Origin of the sequence: Sorangium sp. So ce590, assembly GCF_051521365.1 — a bacterium.
In the GTDB taxonomy this organism is placed as follows: Bacteria; Myxococcota_A; Polyangia; order Polyangiales; family Polyangiaceae; genus Sorangium.
The window spans coordinates 9,002,512-9,018,704 of sequence record NZ_CP150346.1 but is presented as its reverse complement, the minus strand read 5'-3'; the positions used below and the strand labels follow the sequence as shown (position 1 = coordinate 9,018,704).

The window sequence follows — 16,193 nt, the reverse complement described above, 5'->3', positions numbered from 1 at the left end:
TCACTCGTCTCCCGCGGCGGCCGCCGCGGCGGTGTTCGACGTCTCGCGCGTCTCGCGCGCCGGCGAGCGCTCGTTCCTGGAGCTGTCCCGGAGGAGCTCGCCGTAGAGGTGCAGGTAGCTCCGGGCCATCCGCCGCGGCGAGAAGTCGAAGGCGCGGGCGCGGGCGCGCGACGCCATCTCCTGGCGCCTGCCGGGATCGTCGATGAGCGCCTGGAGCGCGCTCCGGAGGGCCGCCGTGTCGCCGGGATCCACGTAGAGGGCCGCGTCCCGCCAGACCTCGCGCAGGCTGGGGATGTCGCCCAGGACCAGGGCGCAGCCGGAGAGCGCCGCCTCCAGGACCGACAGGCCGAAGGGCTCGTAGCGGGCCGGATGCGCGTAGATCGACGCGCGGGCGAGCGCGGCGGCGACGCCGGACGGCGAGAGCACGCCGAGGGGATGCAGCGACGGGATGGGCCGCGCGCCCCCGCCGGGGTGGACGTCGCTCCCGGCCACCTGGATGGGCCAGGGCAGGTGAGGGGCCACCTCGCCGAGGGCCGCGATGTTCTTGGCCTGGTCCCAGAGCCGCCCGATCGCGAGGAGGAGCCCTTCCTTCGGGCGCGGGGCGAACCGGTCGGGAGCGACGGCGTTGGGGATCACCACCGTCCGGGCGCCCCGGAAGGACGCGAGCGCGCCGTGATGGCGCACGAGGGCGTCGAGCATCGCCTGGGTCGGCGCCACGACCGCCGACGCGGCGGCGAGCCCGCGGGCCACCTCGCGGCGGTAGCGATCGTACTGCGGCGGCGCCTCCCCGCCGAGGACGGCGGCCCACCAGGAGAGGACGCACGAGTGGGCCACCACGAGCTTCGGGGCGCGGAAGCCGAGGGCGCCGTGCGCGTAGCCGTTCAGGTGGATCACGTCCGGTCGGGCGCGCTCCTCGACCTCGAGGAGCCAGTCCCCGGCGCGCGCGACGTCGTCCCAGGGATCGTCCATCCACTCGAGCCGGAAGGAGCTCTCGACGACGGAGAGCCCGGGCACGCGGCCGGCGGCCTCGCGCTGGGGCGCCGAGAGCGGCCCGCCCATCGTGGCGAGCGACGTCCGGACCCCGCGCTCCGCGAGCGCGCGCGCGAGCTCGATCGCGTAGGAGAAGACGCCGCCGAGCGTGTCGGCGGTCATCAGGACGGAGCCGGGGGCGCGCAGGGCGTCAACCATGGCCGGGCGCGGCGAGCTCCAGCTCCGAGAGCGGGAGAGGACGGCTCTCCTGGAGGTCGCTGAAGTGGTCGAACTGATCGAGGTAGTGCGTGACCGAGCGCTCCCACGCCTGATCGTCGGGGCTGCCCCAGCGCATCGTGTAATCGGGCGAGCCCGGGTAGGGGAACATCGGCACCGGCTCGTTCGCCCACACCCCGTGCTGCCGGAGCCGCTCCCGGAAGGCGGTGACGTCCGCGGGGTCGTCGGTCCGCGACTGGATCAGGTTCGCCTGGACGAAGGGGACGCTCTTCTTGGCGTGGATCAGGAGGTCGCTGAGCTGCTCGGTCGAGAGCTTGCAGTGCTTCGCAAGGAGGCTCCTCCCCTCCTTCGTGATGCTCTCCACCCCCGCCTCGATCGAGACGCACCCCGCTTTCCCGAGCAGATCGAGCGACTCTCGGTTCCAGTTGTCGATGCGCATCTGGACGCCGAACGACACCGGGCGATCCACGAGCGCCTCGAGCAGCGGGCGGTCGGGGAGGAAGATCTCGTCGATGAAATAGACGTAACGGACGCCCTGCGCGATGAGCCCATCGAGCTCGTCGAGGAGCGCCGGGAGAGGGCGCTTGCGGTAGCGATCGCGGAAGCTGTCCTTCGCGCAGAAGGTGCAGTGGTACGGGCACCCTCGGGACGCCTCGACCTCGGCGCCCGGCCCGACCGGCGTGCTGTCGAAGCGGTGGTGGTGGTGGGCGTGGCGCGCGACCGTCGCCGCGTCCCAGCGGAGGGCCGGGAGCCGGCCCATGTCGGAAGCGTGCGGCCCGCCCTGGACGCGCGCCTCCTCGCCTTCCACGTACGCGATCGAGGCGATCTCGCCCCACCGCGCGCGGGGGGGAAGATCGGCGAGCTGCACGAGCACCTCCTCGCACTCGCCCATCACCACCGCGTCGACAGCGAGCTTGCGCAGGGTGGCGCGGGGGGTGGTGGAGGCGTGGGGGCCCACGGCGAACCGGAGGCCCGGCAGGTCGCGCAGCGCGTGGAGCGTCTGCTGGGGGACGCGCAGCTCGGGCGGGGCGCAGCGCCAGAAGAGGTAGCTCGGCGCGGTGGTCACCACGATGGCGTCGGGGCGGAGCGCGGCCACCTCGTCGCGGACGGCGTCCTGCGACAGATTCCGGGCCTGGGCGTCGACGATCGTCGCCTCGTGCCCCGCGGCCGCGAGCAGCGCCCTGGCGTAGCCGTACTCGAGGGGCAGGTGGGGCTCGCGGCAGCCGAAGTAGATGCTCCCCTCGAAGCTCCAGGGCGGGTTGACGAGCGCGAATCTCACCCGGCGCCCTCCATGCGGAGCTCCTCGGTCGCCTGGCCGGCGGCGGCCTTGCCGGCGCCGTGCATCTCCCGCAGCCAGCCGTACAGCTTGCGCACGCCCTCGCGCGACTGGACGCGCGGCCACCACCCCGTCACGGCGTTGAACCGGCGGCAATCCGAGACGTAATAGCGCTGATCCCCGGGCCGCCACGCCTCGAAGCCGGTCGCGGGGCGCTTGCCGTCGAGCTCCTCGATGAGATCGAGCAGCTCGAGCAGGCCGAGGGTGTTCTCCGGGCCCCCGCCGATGTTGAACGCCGACGCCGAGATCTGCCGGATGTGCTTGCGGGCGAGGAGGAAGGCGTCGACGAGATCGTCGATGAACAGCACGTCCCGGACCTGCATCCCGTCGCCGTAGAGGGTGATCGGCTCGCGCCGGAGCGCCTGGAGGAGGAAATGAGCGACCCACCCCTGGTCCTCGGTCCCGAACTGGCGAGGTCCGTAGATGCAGCTCATCCGGAACACCGCCGCGGGGAGCCCGAAGGTGCGGGCATAATCGACCACGTACTGGTCCGCCGCGCCCTTCGAGCACCCGTACGGGCTGTGGAAGTCGAGCGGGCGGGCCTCCGAGATCCCGGAGGCGCGGAGCTCCGGGTCCTCGGGCTCATGGTGCCGATCCCTGCACCGGAGCGGGACGTCGGGGAGGCCGCCGTACACCTTGTTGGTGGACGTGAAGAGGAGCGGCGGCGGGGCGCTCTCTGCGCGGATCGCCTCGAGGACGTTGAGCGTCCCCCGGGCGTTGATCTCGAAGTCCTCCACCGGCTGGACCAGGCTGGTGGTCACGGCGACCTGGGCGGCGAGATGGAAGACGCTGGAGGCGCGCCGGACCGCATCGGCGACCGCGCCGGCGTCGCGCACGTCGCCGGTGATCAGCGTGACGCGGTCGCCGTGGACCCGCTTCAGCCAGTCCACGTTGCGCGCCACGGAGGGGCGCGAGAGGTTGTCGAAGAGGATCACCGACTCTCCCGCCAGGAGCAGGCGGTGGGCCACGTTCGACCCGATGAAGCCGGCGCCGCCGGTGATCAGCGCCGGGCGCGCCGGCTCCCTGGCCGCACCGCTGGAATCGCGACCCACGGCGCTCATACCGTGAGCCCCCGGGACTCCAGCTCGGCGCGGGCCTGGGCGACAGCGTCCTTCGCCACCTGCCCCTCGAGCCAGCCGGCGAGATCGCGCAGCCCGTCCTCGAGGGTGACCTGGGGCTCATACCCGATCTTGCGCTGCGCCGCGCTGATGTCCGCGAAGCAGTGCCGGACGTCGCCCAGGCGCGATTTTCCGGTGATCTCGGGGTCGATCCCGTCCTTCCCCATCACCTTGCCGACGTGCTCGGCGACCTCGCGCACGGTTGTCGATCGCCCGCTGCCGATGTTGAGCACCTGGCCCACCGCGGCGTCGGCGCCGAGGACCCGGACGCAGGCGCGCGAGATGTCGGCGACGCTCACGAAATCGCGCCGCTGCAGCCCGTCCTCGAAGATGAGGGGCGGACGATCGTTGAGGAGCCGGGAGGCGAAGATGGCGAGGACGCCGGTGTACGGGTTGGAGAGGGCCTGGCGGCGGCCGTAGACGTTGAAGAAGCGGAGGGCGACGGTCGGGATGCCGTAGGCGCGCCCGATCGTGAGGCAGAGCCGCTCCTGGTCGTACTTGGAGAGCGCATAGACGGACTCGAGCGCCGGCGCCTTGGACTCGGGGGTCGGGACGGGCACGAGCGCCTCCCCCGCCTCGCTCCGGACCTCCCAGTCGCCGCGCTTCAGCTGATCGAGCGGGCGGCTCGTGCCGGGGATGACCGCGCCCGAGGCGGTCCGGTAGAGCCCCTCGCCGTACACGCTCATGCTGGAAGCGACGATGAGCCGGGCGACCGGCCTCTCGGCGATCTCTTCCAGGAGCATGGCGGTGCCGACGTTGTTGACCGAGGTGTACTCCTCGATCTTGTACATGCTCTGTCCGACCCCGACCCTGGCCGCGAAGTGGTACACGACGTCCACGCCGCGCAGCGCCGACTTCACCGCGCTCCGGTCGCGGACGTCGCCCACGATGAGCTCGACTTCCGGGTTCAGGTACGCCGGGCGCCGGCGCTCGGGGCCGTGCACCTGGGGGTTGAGGCTGTCGAGCGCCCGGACGCGATACCCTTGACGCAGGAGCTCGTCGGCGACGTGCGAGCCGATGAACCCCGCTCCACCGGTGATGAGGACGTGACTGGCCATATTCCTCTGGGTCGATGGTCAATGCGTGGCAAAACGCCACGAACCTGAGTGAAAGAGGCTAGGCTAGGCTGGATAACGAGGTGCCCTCACAGCGGCACCGCGCCCGGACGGCTCGCTGCGCCCGTGTCCAATTCTGTCCAGTGCGGACATCGTATAATCGACGCCCCGGACGCCATCCGATTAACACTTAACTCACGTGCTTGCAAGAGTGGTTTGTGAGAGATGCAAAAAGATCCCGCGCAGTACGAGCTTGCAATCACGCTGGCGAGCGTCCGAATCCCGACAAGGCCTTCGGGGATTTCACGGACAGTCTTCAGGGGTATCGGTACCCAATCTGTACCAGACAAGCGAGGTGCGCGGGGGCTGCGGGCGGTGGAGGTCTCGTCACCTCACCTCGCGGCGATGTCAGGCGCGACCGGCGCTTTCTAGGGAGAGCCCGTATTGACTACTCCTTCACGTCCCGCTGCGCGCGCTCGATCTCCTCCAGCACCACCTCGGGGTGGACATCCTTCTTGAGCTCCTCGAGGTGCGGGTCGCTGTCCCGGGGCACCTTGAGGTGCCTGGAGATGCCGTCGACGAGCTCGATGAGACGGGTGACCTCGTGCTCTGCCAGGAGGTTGATCTGGAGATCGAGATCGGCGCGTTTGTCGGCGAGCGCCTGCATGCGGTTCTGGCTGATGAGCACGAACGTCGAGAGGAAGATCGCCTCGACCGACGCGATCATCGCCAGCATCACGAACGGGAACGGATCGAACGGCTTGACGCCCGGGATGACGCCCGTGTTCACCACGAGCCAGCCCCCGAAGAGGACGGCGTGGAGGAAGACGAACGTCATGCTCCCCGTGAACCCGGTGATCGCGTCGGCGAGGGTCTCCTGGAAGCCCTTGTTCCGCTCGAGCTCCTTCCGTACCTGCAAGAGCGCCTGGATGTTCCGGCGCACGACGCCCTCGACCTCGGAGCGGTCGAGCCCATCTCCTGTCGGGACGTCGCGAGCCGTCTCGGAGTCGTTCATGACGGGACCTCCCGAGATGAGGGCTCCGAAAGGCCGATCTGTCAATCCAATTTCGGCGGAGTTGCCACACCGGACGTGGCCGGTTGCATGCCGCAGACTGCGTTGCGATGAGCTCCGAGAATTTCCAAGATAATTTGCAGCGAGCGGGGGCAACGTGCGAGGCGGGGACCCCGCAAAGGGGGGAGCGCTGCTAAGCTCGCCGCCGCCCGCGCCGGCGCGGGCCCCCGGGTACCAGCAAGGAGGAGCCATGATCGTCGTCACCAACCGCATCCCCGTCGCCGAGGGCCATGAGGCCGATTTCGAGGACCGCTTCAAGAACCGGGTCCATCTGGTCGACCGCGCGCCCGGCTTCATCCGGAACGAGGTGCACCGGCCGAAGCCGATGAAGCTGGACCACGCGACCGGCGCCTGGAGCCCGGACCCGGACGCGCAGGGGTTCTACGAGGTCAAGACCTGGTGGCAGTCCATGGACGACTTCATCGCCTGGACGAGGAGCCCCGCGTTCGCGGAGGCGCACCGGAACCGCGCGCCGAAGGAGATGTTCGCGGGGCCGAGCAAGATCGATATCCACGAGGTGTTCCTCAGCACCGATCTGCAGGGCTAGCGACCCGAGGATCCGCCAGGGGGCGCCTGCGCGGCTGCGCGCGCTCCCGCCTGCGCGGCTGCGCGCCTCCCGGCTTGAAGGCGCGTGGCCTCGTGTACTACGAGGCCGGGCGAGCGGGCTCGTCGCGCCGCGGGTCGAGATCCGCGCGGCGCTGGTGCCCCGCCGACATCGCCATCATGTCAGATTTCAATCCAGGAGGACGGGGCGCCGGCGTCGAGCGCTTGTGCCCCGCGAGCTCACGATCGGGCCAAGGCGCGGGTCTCGAGCGACCGCGCGGCGAGACGACGCGGCCGCTGAGCACCCCCAGGAAGACGCTGTTTCTCCTCCCCAACCTGATCACGCTGTCATCCATCTTCTGCGGCTTCGACGCGGTACGGCTCTCGGCGTCCGCGCGGTCCGACGACGACTTCCAGCGCGCCGCGCTCCTCATCCTGTTCGCGATGCTCCTCGACGCGCTCGACGGCCGCGTCGCGCGGATGACCAGGACCGAGAGCGCGTTCGGGCGGGAGCTCGACTCGCTGGCCGATCTCGTCTCGTTCGGCGTGGCCCCGGCCGTCCTCGTGTACCAGTGGGCGCTGCACCGCCTCGGCCTCGCCGGCGTGCTCGGCGGGTTCGTTTTCGCGGCGTGCGGCGCGATCCGGCTCGCTCGCTTCAACGTCATCTCCATCCGGGAGGCGGGCCGATCGTCGACGCCGCCGCGGTACATCGTCGGCCTCCCCGTCACCGGCGCGGCCGGGATCCTTGTCGCGATCGTCATGGAGCATGGCGTTGCGGACGGGCGGCTCGGGGGCGCCGGCGCCGCGCCGGCCGTCCTCGCGACGACGCTGCTCCTCTCGCTCCTGATGGTGTCGACCCTCCGGTTCCGCTCGTTCAAGGATCTCCGCCTCGACGCCCGCACCGCGCTGTCGGTCGCGCTCGTTGTCGGCTCGAGCGCGATCATCTCGGCCCGCTGGGCGCCGGCGTTCGTCGTTGTCTGGCTGATCAGCGCCTACGTCCTGCTCGGCGTGGCCGAGTTGCTCTGGCGCCTCCCGGAGCGGCGGCGCGGCGAGCGGGGATGTGAGGGAGCAGGTCAAGGGCAAAACACGATGTCGTAGTCTTCCCCGGCGCAGGCGGCCATCGACTCCTGGTCGTCCCCGGACCAGGAATACGCGTCCTTGCATTGCTCTTCGAAGTACGCGGCCACGGGGTTCGTGGGATCATCCCGGTCGGGGCTCACGCAGGAGATCGTCGCGCCGCTCGCGTCCTTGTGGTGACCCACCTCCGGGCACCGCGCGAGCAGGCTCTCCGGGCATGACAGCGTCCGGCAATCCGGCAGGTCGACGGGCACGATCGCCATGGGGAGGTTGTGCGCGTCCACGTGGCTGATGTTGTACCAGTCGAAGTCGTTGAAATCGGTGTTGAGGGTCATCTCGGCCAGCGTGTGTCGGCCCCCGCCGGGGTCCGACCCGGCATACGCCCAGTAGCGTAGCGACGACAGCGGCTCCTCGCTTGTGCCCACGTCGCGGCACGCGAACTGCCCCGGGTCGAGCTCCCCGCCATCGATGAGGCTCCCCAGGAACTGGAGCGGCTTGTCGCACTTGTTGACGAAGGCCAGGGTGGACTTCCCGTCCCCGGGGGTGCGGCAATCGACCTCGACCGGATTGCTTGTCGGCTGGCCTGTCGACGAGCTGCTGGCTTCGCTCGACGAGGCTCCGCCGGTCGAGCTGGACGCAGAGCTCACCGAGGTGGATCCGCCGCTCGCCGCGCCGGAGGAGGCGTCCTGCTCGGCATCCGCGCAGCCGGCATCCAGCAGCGCAAAGGTGAACAGTGCGGCCGCAATTTTCCAATGTTGCGACATGACGGGTCTCCCTTGCGCTTCGGTGGAGGAAGGAGGATACAGAAAGCTCAGTCCGCCGAGAAGCGGTGAGTTCACCCCGTTCTCGCCCGAGCGCCACGCCGGCTAGAACGCCGCGCCGTTCACGCGTTTGCCCGGTGAAGAGCTCCCGCCGAGGGTGGAATGGAGCACGAACGACGCGCCCCCGTCGAGATCGGTGCTGCGGTTCATCGAGACGCCGTCCTGGCTCGCGAGCGTGGAAGCGTACGTCACGCTGCTTACGGTCGCGCCCGAGGCGTTCCGCAGCGTGACCGTGTCGCCGCCGCTGTTGCTGAGGCTCAGTGAGCCCGTGGACGCGCCGACGGCGCCGCTCACGGTGCCGGGCACCGCCGAGGCGTTGCCGTACACCACGACGGCCGTGGAGGGCGCGAGCGACGCTCCGGCGGGGAAGGTGTGCCGCGTCGAGGTGCTGTCGGAGATCGTCCAGCCGGCGAGGGACGCTGCCCCCGAGCCGACATTGACGATCTCCACGAACTCGCCGGCCACGTTGCTCCCCGGCTCGTTCGCGAGGACCTCGTTGATGATCACGACGGCCGTGCCGGCGCCGCCTCCGCCGCCGGCGCCGCCTCCGCCGCCGGCGCCGCCGGCGGGGATCAGGAAGTCGCGCACGACGCCCATGTGCTGCATGTTCGATGCGCCGCTGTCCGCCGAGAGCGCGGGGCTGATCGCCGAGAGCGGAGAATGGACGCGCGTGTCCACCACGAGGCCGTTCGCGAAGCTGCTCCCGCCGATGACAACGGCGGTCTCGAGCGGCTCCAGAGCGCCGTCGACGAGCACCCAGTCGTAGGGCTTGGTCCTGCCGGCGTTGGTGTTCCCGTTCCCGTTGCCGTCGACTGGATAGGGCGCGGACGTGACGACGACCTCCGAGAGGGTCCCGATGCACGCCTCGGTCCGGCTCCCGGTGTTGAAGTCGCCGCCGATCACCAGGTAATCGTCCTCATCGACGTGCGTATTGATGAACGAGACGAGGTGCTCCGCCTCCGTGTTGCGCGCCCCCGAGCCCGACGTCAGGAAGTGGACGCTGATGGCCCAGAGGTCGGTCGGGCCGGGAACATCGATGCGCGCCCAGGCGAAGTCCCGGTTGCTGACCGACGTGTCGTCCCACTCGCCGGACGCGACGATCGGCCACCGGCTCACGATCCCGTTCGGGATCTGCGCCCCTCCCTCGCGGTAGTAGCTGAACCCGGCGCCGAACGTGACGTCCACGAAGGAGCGAATGTCGGACGTTGTATTGCCGCCGTAGTTGAATTCTTGCAGCAGGGCGATATCGGGTTGGACCCCCTGCATGATGCGCCTGCCGTGCCCCGGATCGTAGCTCTGGTGATTGCCGCTCGTGAGGTTTGCGGCCATGAGCCGGACGCGCGTCGAGAGCGCGTCGGCGTGCTCGCCCAGGATGGCCGCCTCCGGGCCTATTTCCCCGTCCAGCGGCGACCTGGCCGCGCATGCGGCCGCGGCCAGCGCCGCGACAAGCAAAGGCAGCCGGACCCGTACGAGCCGCTCCAGCATCGAAGACATCGATCGCATATCGTTGCACCGGGCCTTTCTCGGGATCATTGCATTGCAACACGAAACAGGGGCACAGCGGGGGCCATGTTCGCCCGTGTCCCATGCAGTGATGATGCGGTTCGTGTTGAGAACGAACGACATCGGTCCCGGGTCGCGGCGCCCGGCGGGGTTCGGCGCGCCCGACGCCGGGGCTCAGCGGCCCCTCATGGCGAAGGCGATCCCGCTCTGCAAAGAGCTCTTCACGTCGAGCCGGCCGAGGTCCACGCCGCTCCCGGCGAGGCGGTGGGCGACCTCGGGGCGGATCCCCGTGAGGACCGCCCGCGCGCCGAGCAGGCCCACGACCCGCACCACCTCGAGCAGCGCCTCGGTCGCCGTTGCTTCGAGCTCGTCCACGCCGGTCAGGTCGAGGATGGCGATCCGCGTGCGGCGCTTCGCGATGCCGCGCGACAGCGCCTCGGTCACGCGACGCAGGCGCCCGGCCTCGAGCGGGCCGATGAGCGGCAGGACCAGCACGTCGTCGCGGATGGGGATGAGCGGCATGGAGAGCTTCGCCAGCGCCGCGTCCTGGGCCTGGATCACCTCCTCCCGCAGCCGCGCGCGCTCCTCCTCGGCGCGCTTGCGCTCCGTCAGGTCGATGCCGGTCATGATGACGAACCGGAACCCCTCGTCCTTGCCGCTCAGGACGGCGCCCGACCAGGCCGTCACCCGGCGAGCGCCGTCCGTCGTCGTCCAGGGGACCTCCACCTGCTTCCGCGACGCGCCCGTGCCGAGCTCCTCGAAGAGGCCCTCGAGCTGCGCCGACGCCGCCGGATCGGGCGTGAGATCCCGCAGGTACCGGGGCTCGCGGGACCCGCGCGCGCTGCCCAGCGCCCGCTCGGCGGCGCTGTTCATGCGCACGATGCGCCCGCGCGCGTCGAGCACCACGATGAGGCCGTCGACGAGGTCCATGACGCCCGCCATGAAGTCCCGCTCGCGGCCCAGCATCTCCTGCGCGTGCTTGCGCTCGAACAGGCGGCCGAGCTGCCGCGCGATGCGGCCGATGGTCACGGTGAACTTCCCGTCGTCCGCGTGCTCGGCGTCGGAGAAGAACTCCAGCACCGCCACCACCTCGGCGCCGACCACCACGGGGAACGCGAACCCCGCCTTGACCCCGAGGTTCTTCGCGAGCCTGGCCCGCGGAAAGTTCGCGTCCTCCGTGACGTTGCGCACCCAGACCGGCTGCTTGCTGGCGAGCACCCGCCCGGGCAGCCCGACCCCCGCGGTGAACTGCGTCGCCTCCGTGACCGCCTTGAAGGTCGCGTACTTCACCTCGTCGTGCAGGTACCAGAGCGCCGTGGGGAGGAGCAGCGCGGGATCGTCCGCCGCCGGCACGTACGCGTGTCCAACCGGCCAGCTCAGATGGCCGCAGATGTGCGCGATGGTGCGATGCAGCGCCTCCTCGACGCTCGCCGCCTCGTGCACGTCGACGGTGACCACCCGGAGCAGCTCCACGAGCGACCGCTCGTCCGTCAGCACGTTATCGAGTTTCCATCGCGCTCTCGTCGACACTTCCTCCGAGCGTTTGATGAGACCGGTCATCCATGAGGCGTAACACGCTCAATGTATCCGATCGGTTTCCGCGGCGAGGCGATCTCGGCGGGGGCCGCTGCGCCGTCGGGCGCGATCTGCGCGCCGGTCCTGGCCACGGTGTCACGGCGCGGCGACGCCGCGGTGACCGCGTTGGGCCGAGCGACCGAAATGTCCAGGATCGGAGGAGATCGCGCCCCGGACCGTCCGTGACGCCGCTGGACGGTGGCGCACGATCCCCCTTAATGTGTCGACCGCCCTGGTGAGCTTGCCTGTGCGGGCGCGCAAGGCCGTGCAGCAGACGACAGGCGCGGCGCTCTCTTCTGCTTCGGATGGATTCTGATTCTGATGGAAAGGATGATGATGCTCTCGAACTGTCTTCGCCGGTGCGCGTTCGCGGTGACGTTGCTGGCCGCGGCGCCGGCGCTCGCGGCGAAGCCGCCGGACGGCGCCTCGGCCGAGACGCAGCAGCTCGCCCGGACCCGGGCGCACGAGGGGCTCAAGCTCTACGGCGCGGACCGCTGGCAGGAGGCGTTCGAGGTCTTCAAGGAGGCGGACGGGCTCTATCACGCGCCGACGCTCGTGCTCTACATGGCGCGGTGCCAGCGCAAGCTCGGCCAGCTGGGGGCCGCGCGCGAGCTGTACGAGCAGGTCCTCGCCGAGCCGCTCCCGGAGGACCCGCCGCCGGCGTTCCTCGACGCGCGGAAGGACGCCGAGACCGAGCTCGCGGCGGTGCGCGCGACGCTGGAGGCGCCCGCCGCGCCTCAGCTCCCGCCCCGCGACGCGCCCGCCCCGGGCGGCGCGGAGGGCGGCGGCTCGCTGCTGCCGGCTGGGCTCGCGTTCGGGCTCGGGGCGGTGGGCATCGGCGTCGGGGCCGCGACGGGCCTCGTGTCGCTCTCCAAGGTGTCCGACATCGAGGAGCGCTGCGACGGCCGGCGCTGCCCGCCCGAGCTGAAGGGCGATGCCGACGCCGCGACCACGCTGGGCCATGTGTCCACCGTGAGCTTCATCGTGGGCGCCGCGTCGGCCGCGGCGGGCGTCGTGCTGCTCGTGGTCCGGCCCGGCGGCGACGCCGCGCCCGACGCCGCGGGCGCCTCGCCGCGAGCGCAGCGCGGCGTGGTCTGGAGCGCCGGAGTGGGCCTCGGGCGCATCGAGATCCAGGGGAAGTTCTGATGCGATCGGTGGGGGGAGGCGTGAGCGGCGGGCGGGAGCCGCCCCGCCGCGCCGCTCCTGGTCAGGTCAGTCGCACGTGGCGGCCTCGCAGGCCTCCATCTCCGCGGCGCACGCCGTGGTGATGCACGTGTTGCACGCCTCGGGGTCCTGGCTGCAGTCCTCGTTGCACGCGCCGTAACCCCCGCTGATCTGGCAGGTGATCACCTTCGAGAGCTGGGGCCCGACGCTCTCGCAGCTGTTCACCACGCAGCCGTAGAACGCGGCCTCGTCCTGGTCGGGCGTGTTCAGGCACGAGAGCGCCTCGGTGCACGTGGACGTCCCGGAGCCGAACCACGTCGAGGCGCGGAAGCCCCCCTCCTCGCTCGCGCAATTCTCGTACGCCCGGGAGCGCGGGAAGTACGGCCCGATCAGCATGCACATCTCGTCCTTCGTGGTCAGGCCCTGCGCGATGTCGCGATCCTCGCTGTTCCTGAAATCGCAGCGGTAGTCCAGGGCCTCTCCCGCCTTGACCTCGAGGAACGGCGTGAACTCCTGCGACGGGACCCCCTCCCATTTTTCGTGGGCGTACAGCTCGGTCATCTTGCCGTCGAGGTCGACCTTCTGGGCGACGTAGCCGACGCCGCGGCGGTGCATGTGCGACTGGATCCTCACGACCGAGATGTCCTTCTCGGTGGTGCAGCGCATCCGCGCCGAGGACTCGTCGCGCGCCGGCACGCTGATGAACGGGTTGTAGTGGAAGAGCATGCCCGCCTCGATCTCCACCTCGTCGTCCGCGATCGTGTAGAGGTTGATGCGCGCGTCGGTCTCGAGGGGCGCGCTCGAGGCGTTCAGGTAATGGGTGTTCATCAGGAGCACCGTGCCCGGGGCGACCTTGACCGCCACGCCCTCCGGGAGCTCGCCGAGGAAGGAGTTGCCGTCGGGGGACTGCGAGCCCGCGACCACGCCGTTGACGTCCCACTCGGCCTGGGGGCCGTTGCTGCAGTCGTGGACCTGGGTCGCATCGAGGGCAACACCGTTGATCGTCTCGGTCGGGATCTTTGTGTACGGCGTCGTGTAGAGGAGGACGTGGTGGCTCCCGCCCGAGTACCGCACGACTTCCCGGTTGACATTGAGCCCCTCCGGCGGCGCCACGAAGAGCTGGCAGCGCTCGACCTCCTCCCCCGGCTGGATCGTGGAGGTCATCCGATACTGCACGCCGGCGCCTTCGGCCGGCGGCTCCAGCAGCTGGTCCTCCGGTGTCTCGTTCCCGGTGCCTGTGTCCGAGGAAGAACATCCGAAGAGCGCAACGGCGCCGAGGAGAGCGATAAGCGAGGTAGTTGTGCGCATGCGTTGATCCCTGCTGTGTGTTGGTCTCACGTCGTGCGCGCGCCGGTGATCGTGCGCGCGCATTGTTCCCCCCGCGGCGGCGTCGCGCTCGCCCAGGGAAATCGGTCGTCGCCGGCTGTCCCGCGCCGGACTGGCCGCAGCCGCCCTCATCCTCTGGCGGGCCGGAGGCGGACGGGTGACGAGGACATCTTCCGGATCGAGAGGTGCGGAGCGAACACCGCCGGCCTCGCGAGCTCCATCTCGGGGAAGTGGCTGAGGAGCGAGTCGATGGCGATCCGCCCCTCGAGGCGAGCCAGCGTCGCCCCGATGCAATAGTGGGTGTCGCCGCCGAAAGCAATGCCTGCATCGTCGCCTCGCAGCAGATCGAACGCGACGACCAGGGCATCCTTGCTCAGCAGGTCGCTCTGCACCTCGGCCTGGGTCCGCGGCGTCAGAACATCGTTGTCCAGCGGTCTCTTCCGACGCTCCTCGACGGTATCGCTCACGGCGTCGATCCTTACGCTCAGCGCCGCGTCGAGCTTCCCGATGTCCCCATCGCGTAGCAAGAATACGACGTCCTCGCGCGGGAAGACGAGCCACGCATCGTGGCCAGGGCGCGCTCGATGTGTCGAGTTAAGAATTGCAAAGATATCTGGACTAACGTGATGTCGTCGGCGTCGGGCGAAGAGGTCAATCGATAGGGACGGGATGTTGGCTGCGTCGCTCGCTGGTTCGCGAGCGGGCCTGGGCCAGCGCGCTCGGTCGAATGGAGAGTGCGACACGGAGGCATGACGCGCGTCCGGCAAGGGGGCAAGAGCGCAGCCTGCGTTGCCCGCCGCGCGGCCGGCGCGCCCCTCTCTCCGGTAGGGAGGGGAGGGCGTGGGGCGAGGGCGACCGCGGCGAGCGCCTCTTTCGGGCCCCTGGGCCGCTGCGGTTGCGTCGAGCTCGCACAGCTCGCGCGCGCTGTCTGGTAGCCTGAGCCGGTGCAGCTCCACCCCAGCTCCCGCGACCTCCCTCCTGTCTTCGTCCTTGCGGCGGCCGTCGCGCTCCTCGCCCCGGCAGCCGCGCAGGCGGCGGACCCGGCGCCCGCCCTCGCGATCGACCTCGGGGGGGCGCAGCTCGACCTGGTGCTCGTGAAGGCCGGCCGCTTTCGCCAGGGCTCGCCGCCGGCGGAGGCGGGCCGCGGCGACGACGAGGCGATCCGCGAGGTGACCCTGAGCCGCGCCTTCTACCTGGGGAAGTTTCCGGTCACGGTCGGGCAGTTCAAGCGCTTCGTCGAGCAGACCGGCTACCGCACCGAGGCCGAGGTCGGCGCCTCCGGCGGGTTCGGCTTCGATGGCAAGGGCCTCTCGCAGCGCAAGGAGTTCACCTGGAGGGCGCCCGGCTTCCCGCAGACCGACCAGCACCCGGTGACGCTGGTGACCTTCAAGGACGCGGGCGAGTTCTCCCGCTGGCTGACGCAGCGAACCGGCCGCGTCTTCGATCTGCCGACCGAGGCGCAGTGGGAGCACGCCCACCGCGCGGGGACCCAGACGCGGTTCTATGCGGGGAACGACGACGGGGCCGCCGCCGCCCTCGGGTGGTTCAAGGGCAACGCCGGGAGCGGCACGAAGCCAGTCGGGCAGAAGCAGCCGAACGCCTTCGGCCTGCACGACATGAGCGGCAATGTCTACGAGTGGTGTCGCGACTGGTACGGTCCCTATGCCCCCGGCCCGGCGGCCGACCCCGAGCAGACCTCGGCGCCGGGCGGCGACAAGCCCCGGCGCGTGCTGCGCGGCGGGTCGTGGCTCAAGGACGCGAAGCACCTGCGCGCCGCGGCGCGGTACCGCAACGACCCCGGCAGCCGCAACGCGGACAACGGCTTCCGCGTGGTCGCCGCGCTGGAGGCGAGCGCCCCCGCGGCCGTCGCGTCGCCGACCGGGCCGGCGGCGCCGCGCTCGAGCTCCTTGTCGACCGCGGCGACGGTGGCGTTCGTCGGCGGAGGCCTCGTCCTGGCGAGCGCCGTCGTCGGCCTCGTCGGCGTGCTCGTGCACCGCGCGTCCCGCCGCAAGCCCATGGCCGGCGCGCCGCCCGGCGTGACGTTCCGGCCGCAGGGCGACGGCTTCTGGCTGAACGCGCCCCCGCACCTGCACGGGTCGGTGCTCCACTACCGCTGCTTCGTGAAGGGCGTGATCCGGCGCGCGTCCGTCCCGATCGAGCCGAGCCCGCGCGGGCAGTTCGTCTACACGGGCGGCGCGCCGTCTGCGGTGGAGGTGGAGCAGCTCGGCGCGGCCGCGTGGGCGGCGGCGCCCTCTCCCGCGCCGCGCGCCGCCAGGGGCGGTCATCGCTCGCGGGGGCGTCGCTCGCGGGAGCGCATCTCGAGCGCGCCGGACGTGGCCGTCGCCGCACCCTTCCGCGGCTATCCCTCGGCCTACTGAGCCGCGCCGCCCGGTCCCG

Annotated in this window: 14 protein-coding genes; 4 read left to right on the top strand and 10 right to left on the bottom strand. The window is 70.8% G+C overall.

Features of this window, described 5'->3' with window-relative positions; translation table 11 throughout:
* The 5 genes from WMF28_RS34070 to WMF28_RS34050 form a co-directional block, all read right to left on the bottom strand.
* The gene (locus WMF28_RS34070) at positions 1-1,188 is read right to left on the bottom strand and encodes a glycosyltransferase family 4 protein (RefSeq protein ID WP_437597668.1); all 1,188 of its coding nucleotides are present in this window, start codon (positions 1,186-1,188) and stop codon (positions 1-3) included.
* Positions 1,181-2,485, bottom strand: coding sequence for a TIGR04295 family B12-binding domain-containing radical SAM protein (locus WMF28_RS34065; protein ID WP_437597667.1), 1,305 nt, complete (start codon positions 2,483-2,485; stop codon positions 1,181-1,183). Before WMF28_RS34065 ends, WMF28_RS34070 begins: the two co-directional genes overlap by 8 nt.
* Complete coding sequence (locus WMF28_RS34060; RefSeq protein ID WP_437597666.1) at positions 2,482-3,603, bottom strand: SDR family NAD(P)-dependent oxidoreductase; 1,122 nt, start codon at positions 3,601-3,603, stop codon at positions 2,482-2,484. Before WMF28_RS34060 ends, WMF28_RS34065 begins: the two co-directional genes overlap by 4 nt.
* The gene (locus WMF28_RS34055; RefSeq protein WP_437597664.1) at positions 3,600-4,718 is read right to left on the bottom strand and encodes an NAD-dependent epimerase/dehydratase family protein; all 1,119 of its coding nucleotides are present in this window, start codon (positions 4,716-4,718) and stop codon (positions 3,600-3,602) included. Before WMF28_RS34055 ends, WMF28_RS34060 begins: the two co-directional genes overlap by 4 nt.
* Before the next feature lie 445 nt (positions 4,719-5,163).
* Positions 5,164-5,730, bottom strand: coding sequence for a DUF1003 domain-containing protein (locus tag WMF28_RS34050; protein ID WP_437597663.1), 567 nt, complete (start codon positions 5,728-5,730; stop codon positions 5,164-5,166).
* A 247-nt stretch (positions 5,731-5,977) separates the two neighbouring features.
* Here WMF28_RS34050 and WMF28_RS34045 point away from each other — a divergent pair, with 247 nt between their 5' ends.
* Together WMF28_RS34045 and pssA are read left to right on the top strand one after the other, a co-directional pair.
* Positions 5,978-6,334, top strand: a complete 357-nt coding sequence (locus tag WMF28_RS34045; protein ID WP_437480252.1) for an antibiotic biosynthesis monooxygenase family protein — start codon at positions 5,978-5,980, stop codon at positions 6,332-6,334.
* A 176-nt stretch (positions 6,335-6,510) separates the two neighbouring features.
* A complete protein-coding gene (pssA, locus tag WMF28_RS34040; RefSeq protein WP_437597662.1) occupies positions 6,511-7,428 on the top strand; it encodes a CDP-diacylglycerol--serine O-phosphatidyltransferase in 918 nt (305 codons plus the stop codon).
* On the opposite strand, the gene WMF28_RS34035 is transcribed toward pssA, so the two are convergent.
* From WMF28_RS34035 to WMF28_RS34025, 3 genes are all read right to left on the bottom strand, one after another.
* Entirely contained in the window at positions 7,404-8,171 is a 768-nt protein-coding gene (locus WMF28_RS34035) for a thaumatin family protein (protein WP_437597661.1), read from the bottom strand. The genes pssA and WMF28_RS34035 overlap by 25 nt on opposite strands.
* Positions 8,172-8,273: 102 nt before the next feature.
* Positions 8,274-9,731, bottom strand: coding sequence for a lamin tail domain-containing protein (locus WMF28_RS34030; RefSeq protein ID WP_437597660.1), 1,458 nt, complete (start codon positions 9,729-9,731; stop codon positions 8,274-8,276).
* Between the two features lie 174 nt (positions 9,732-9,905).
* Positions 9,906-11,228, bottom strand: coding sequence for an STAS domain-containing protein (locus WMF28_RS34025; RefSeq protein ID WP_437597659.1), 1,323 nt, complete (start codon positions 11,226-11,228; stop codon positions 9,906-9,908).
* A 399-nt stretch (positions 11,229-11,627) separates the two neighbouring features.
* Here WMF28_RS34025 and WMF28_RS34020 point away from each other — a divergent pair, with 399 nt between their 5' ends.
* Complete coding sequence (locus tag WMF28_RS34020; protein ID WP_437597658.1) at positions 11,628-12,452, top strand: tetratricopeptide repeat protein; 825 nt, start codon at positions 11,628-11,630, stop codon at positions 12,450-12,452.
* 66 nt (positions 12,453-12,518) lie between these two features.
* Here the strand turns inward: WMF28_RS34020 and WMF28_RS34015 are convergent, their stop codons facing one another.
* Complete coding sequence (locus tag WMF28_RS34015) at positions 12,519-13,778, bottom strand: hypothetical protein (RefSeq protein ID WP_437597657.1); 1,260 nt, start codon at positions 13,776-13,778, stop codon at positions 12,519-12,521.
* Between the two features lie 146 nt (positions 13,779-13,924).
* Positions 13,925-14,263 (bottom strand): hypothetical protein, encoded by a 339-nt coding sequence (locus tag WMF28_RS34010; protein WP_437597656.1) that lies wholly within the window; start codon positions 14,261-14,263, stop codon positions 13,925-13,927.
* 477 nt (positions 14,264-14,740) lie between these two features.
* Between WMF28_RS34010 and WMF28_RS34005 the strand changes: the two genes are divergently transcribed.
* Positions 14,741-16,174: a formylglycine-generating enzyme family protein gene (locus tag WMF28_RS34005; protein ID WP_437597655.1), complete on the top strand. Its 1,434-nt coding sequence runs from the start codon at positions 14,741-14,743 to the stop codon at positions 16,172-16,174.
* Positions 16,175-16,193: the final 19 nt, after the last annotated feature.

What these genes read in the sequence shown, in the direction of transcription:
- WMF28_RS34070 (WP_437597668.1), bottom strand. Translation starts at nt 1,188, where the DNA reads ATGGTTGACGCCCTGCGCGCCCCCGGCTCCGTCCTGATGACCGCCGAC.
- WMF28_RS34060 (WP_437597666.1), bottom strand. Translation starts at nt 3,603, where the DNA reads ATGAGCGCCGTGGGTCGCGATTCCAGCGGTGCGGCCAGGGAGCCGGCG.
- WMF28_RS34055 (WP_437597664.1), bottom strand. Translation starts at nt 4,718, where the DNA reads ATGGCCAGTCACGTCCTCATCACCGGTGGAGCGGGGTTCATCGGCTCG.
- WMF28_RS34050 (WP_437597663.1), bottom strand. Translation starts at nt 5,730, where the DNA reads ATGAACGACTCCGAGACGGCTCGCGACGTCCCGACAGGAGATGGGCTC.
- WMF28_RS34045 (WP_437480252.1), top strand. Translation starts at nt 5,978, where the DNA reads ATGATCGTCGTCACCAACCGCATCCCCGTCGCCGAGGGCCATGAGGCC.
- pssA (WP_437597662.1), top strand. Translation starts at nt 6,511, where the DNA reads ATGTCAGATTTCAATCCAGGAGGACGGGGCGCCGGCGTCGAGCGCTTG.
- WMF28_RS34035 (WP_437597661.1), bottom strand. Translation starts at nt 8,171, where the DNA reads ATGTCGCAACATTGGAAAATTGCGGCCGCACTGTTCACCTTTGCGCTG.
- WMF28_RS34030 (WP_437597660.1), bottom strand. Translation starts at nt 9,731, where the DNA reads ATGCGATCGATGTCTTCGATGCTGGAGCGGCTCGTACGGGTCCGGCTG.
- WMF28_RS34020 (WP_437597658.1), top strand. Translation starts at nt 11,628, where the DNA reads ATGGAAAGGATGATGATGCTCTCGAACTGTCTTCGCCGGTGCGCGTTC.
- WMF28_RS34015 (WP_437597657.1), bottom strand. Translation starts at nt 13,778, where the DNA reads ATGCGCACAACTACCTCGCTTATCGCTCTCCTCGGCGCCGTTGCGCTC.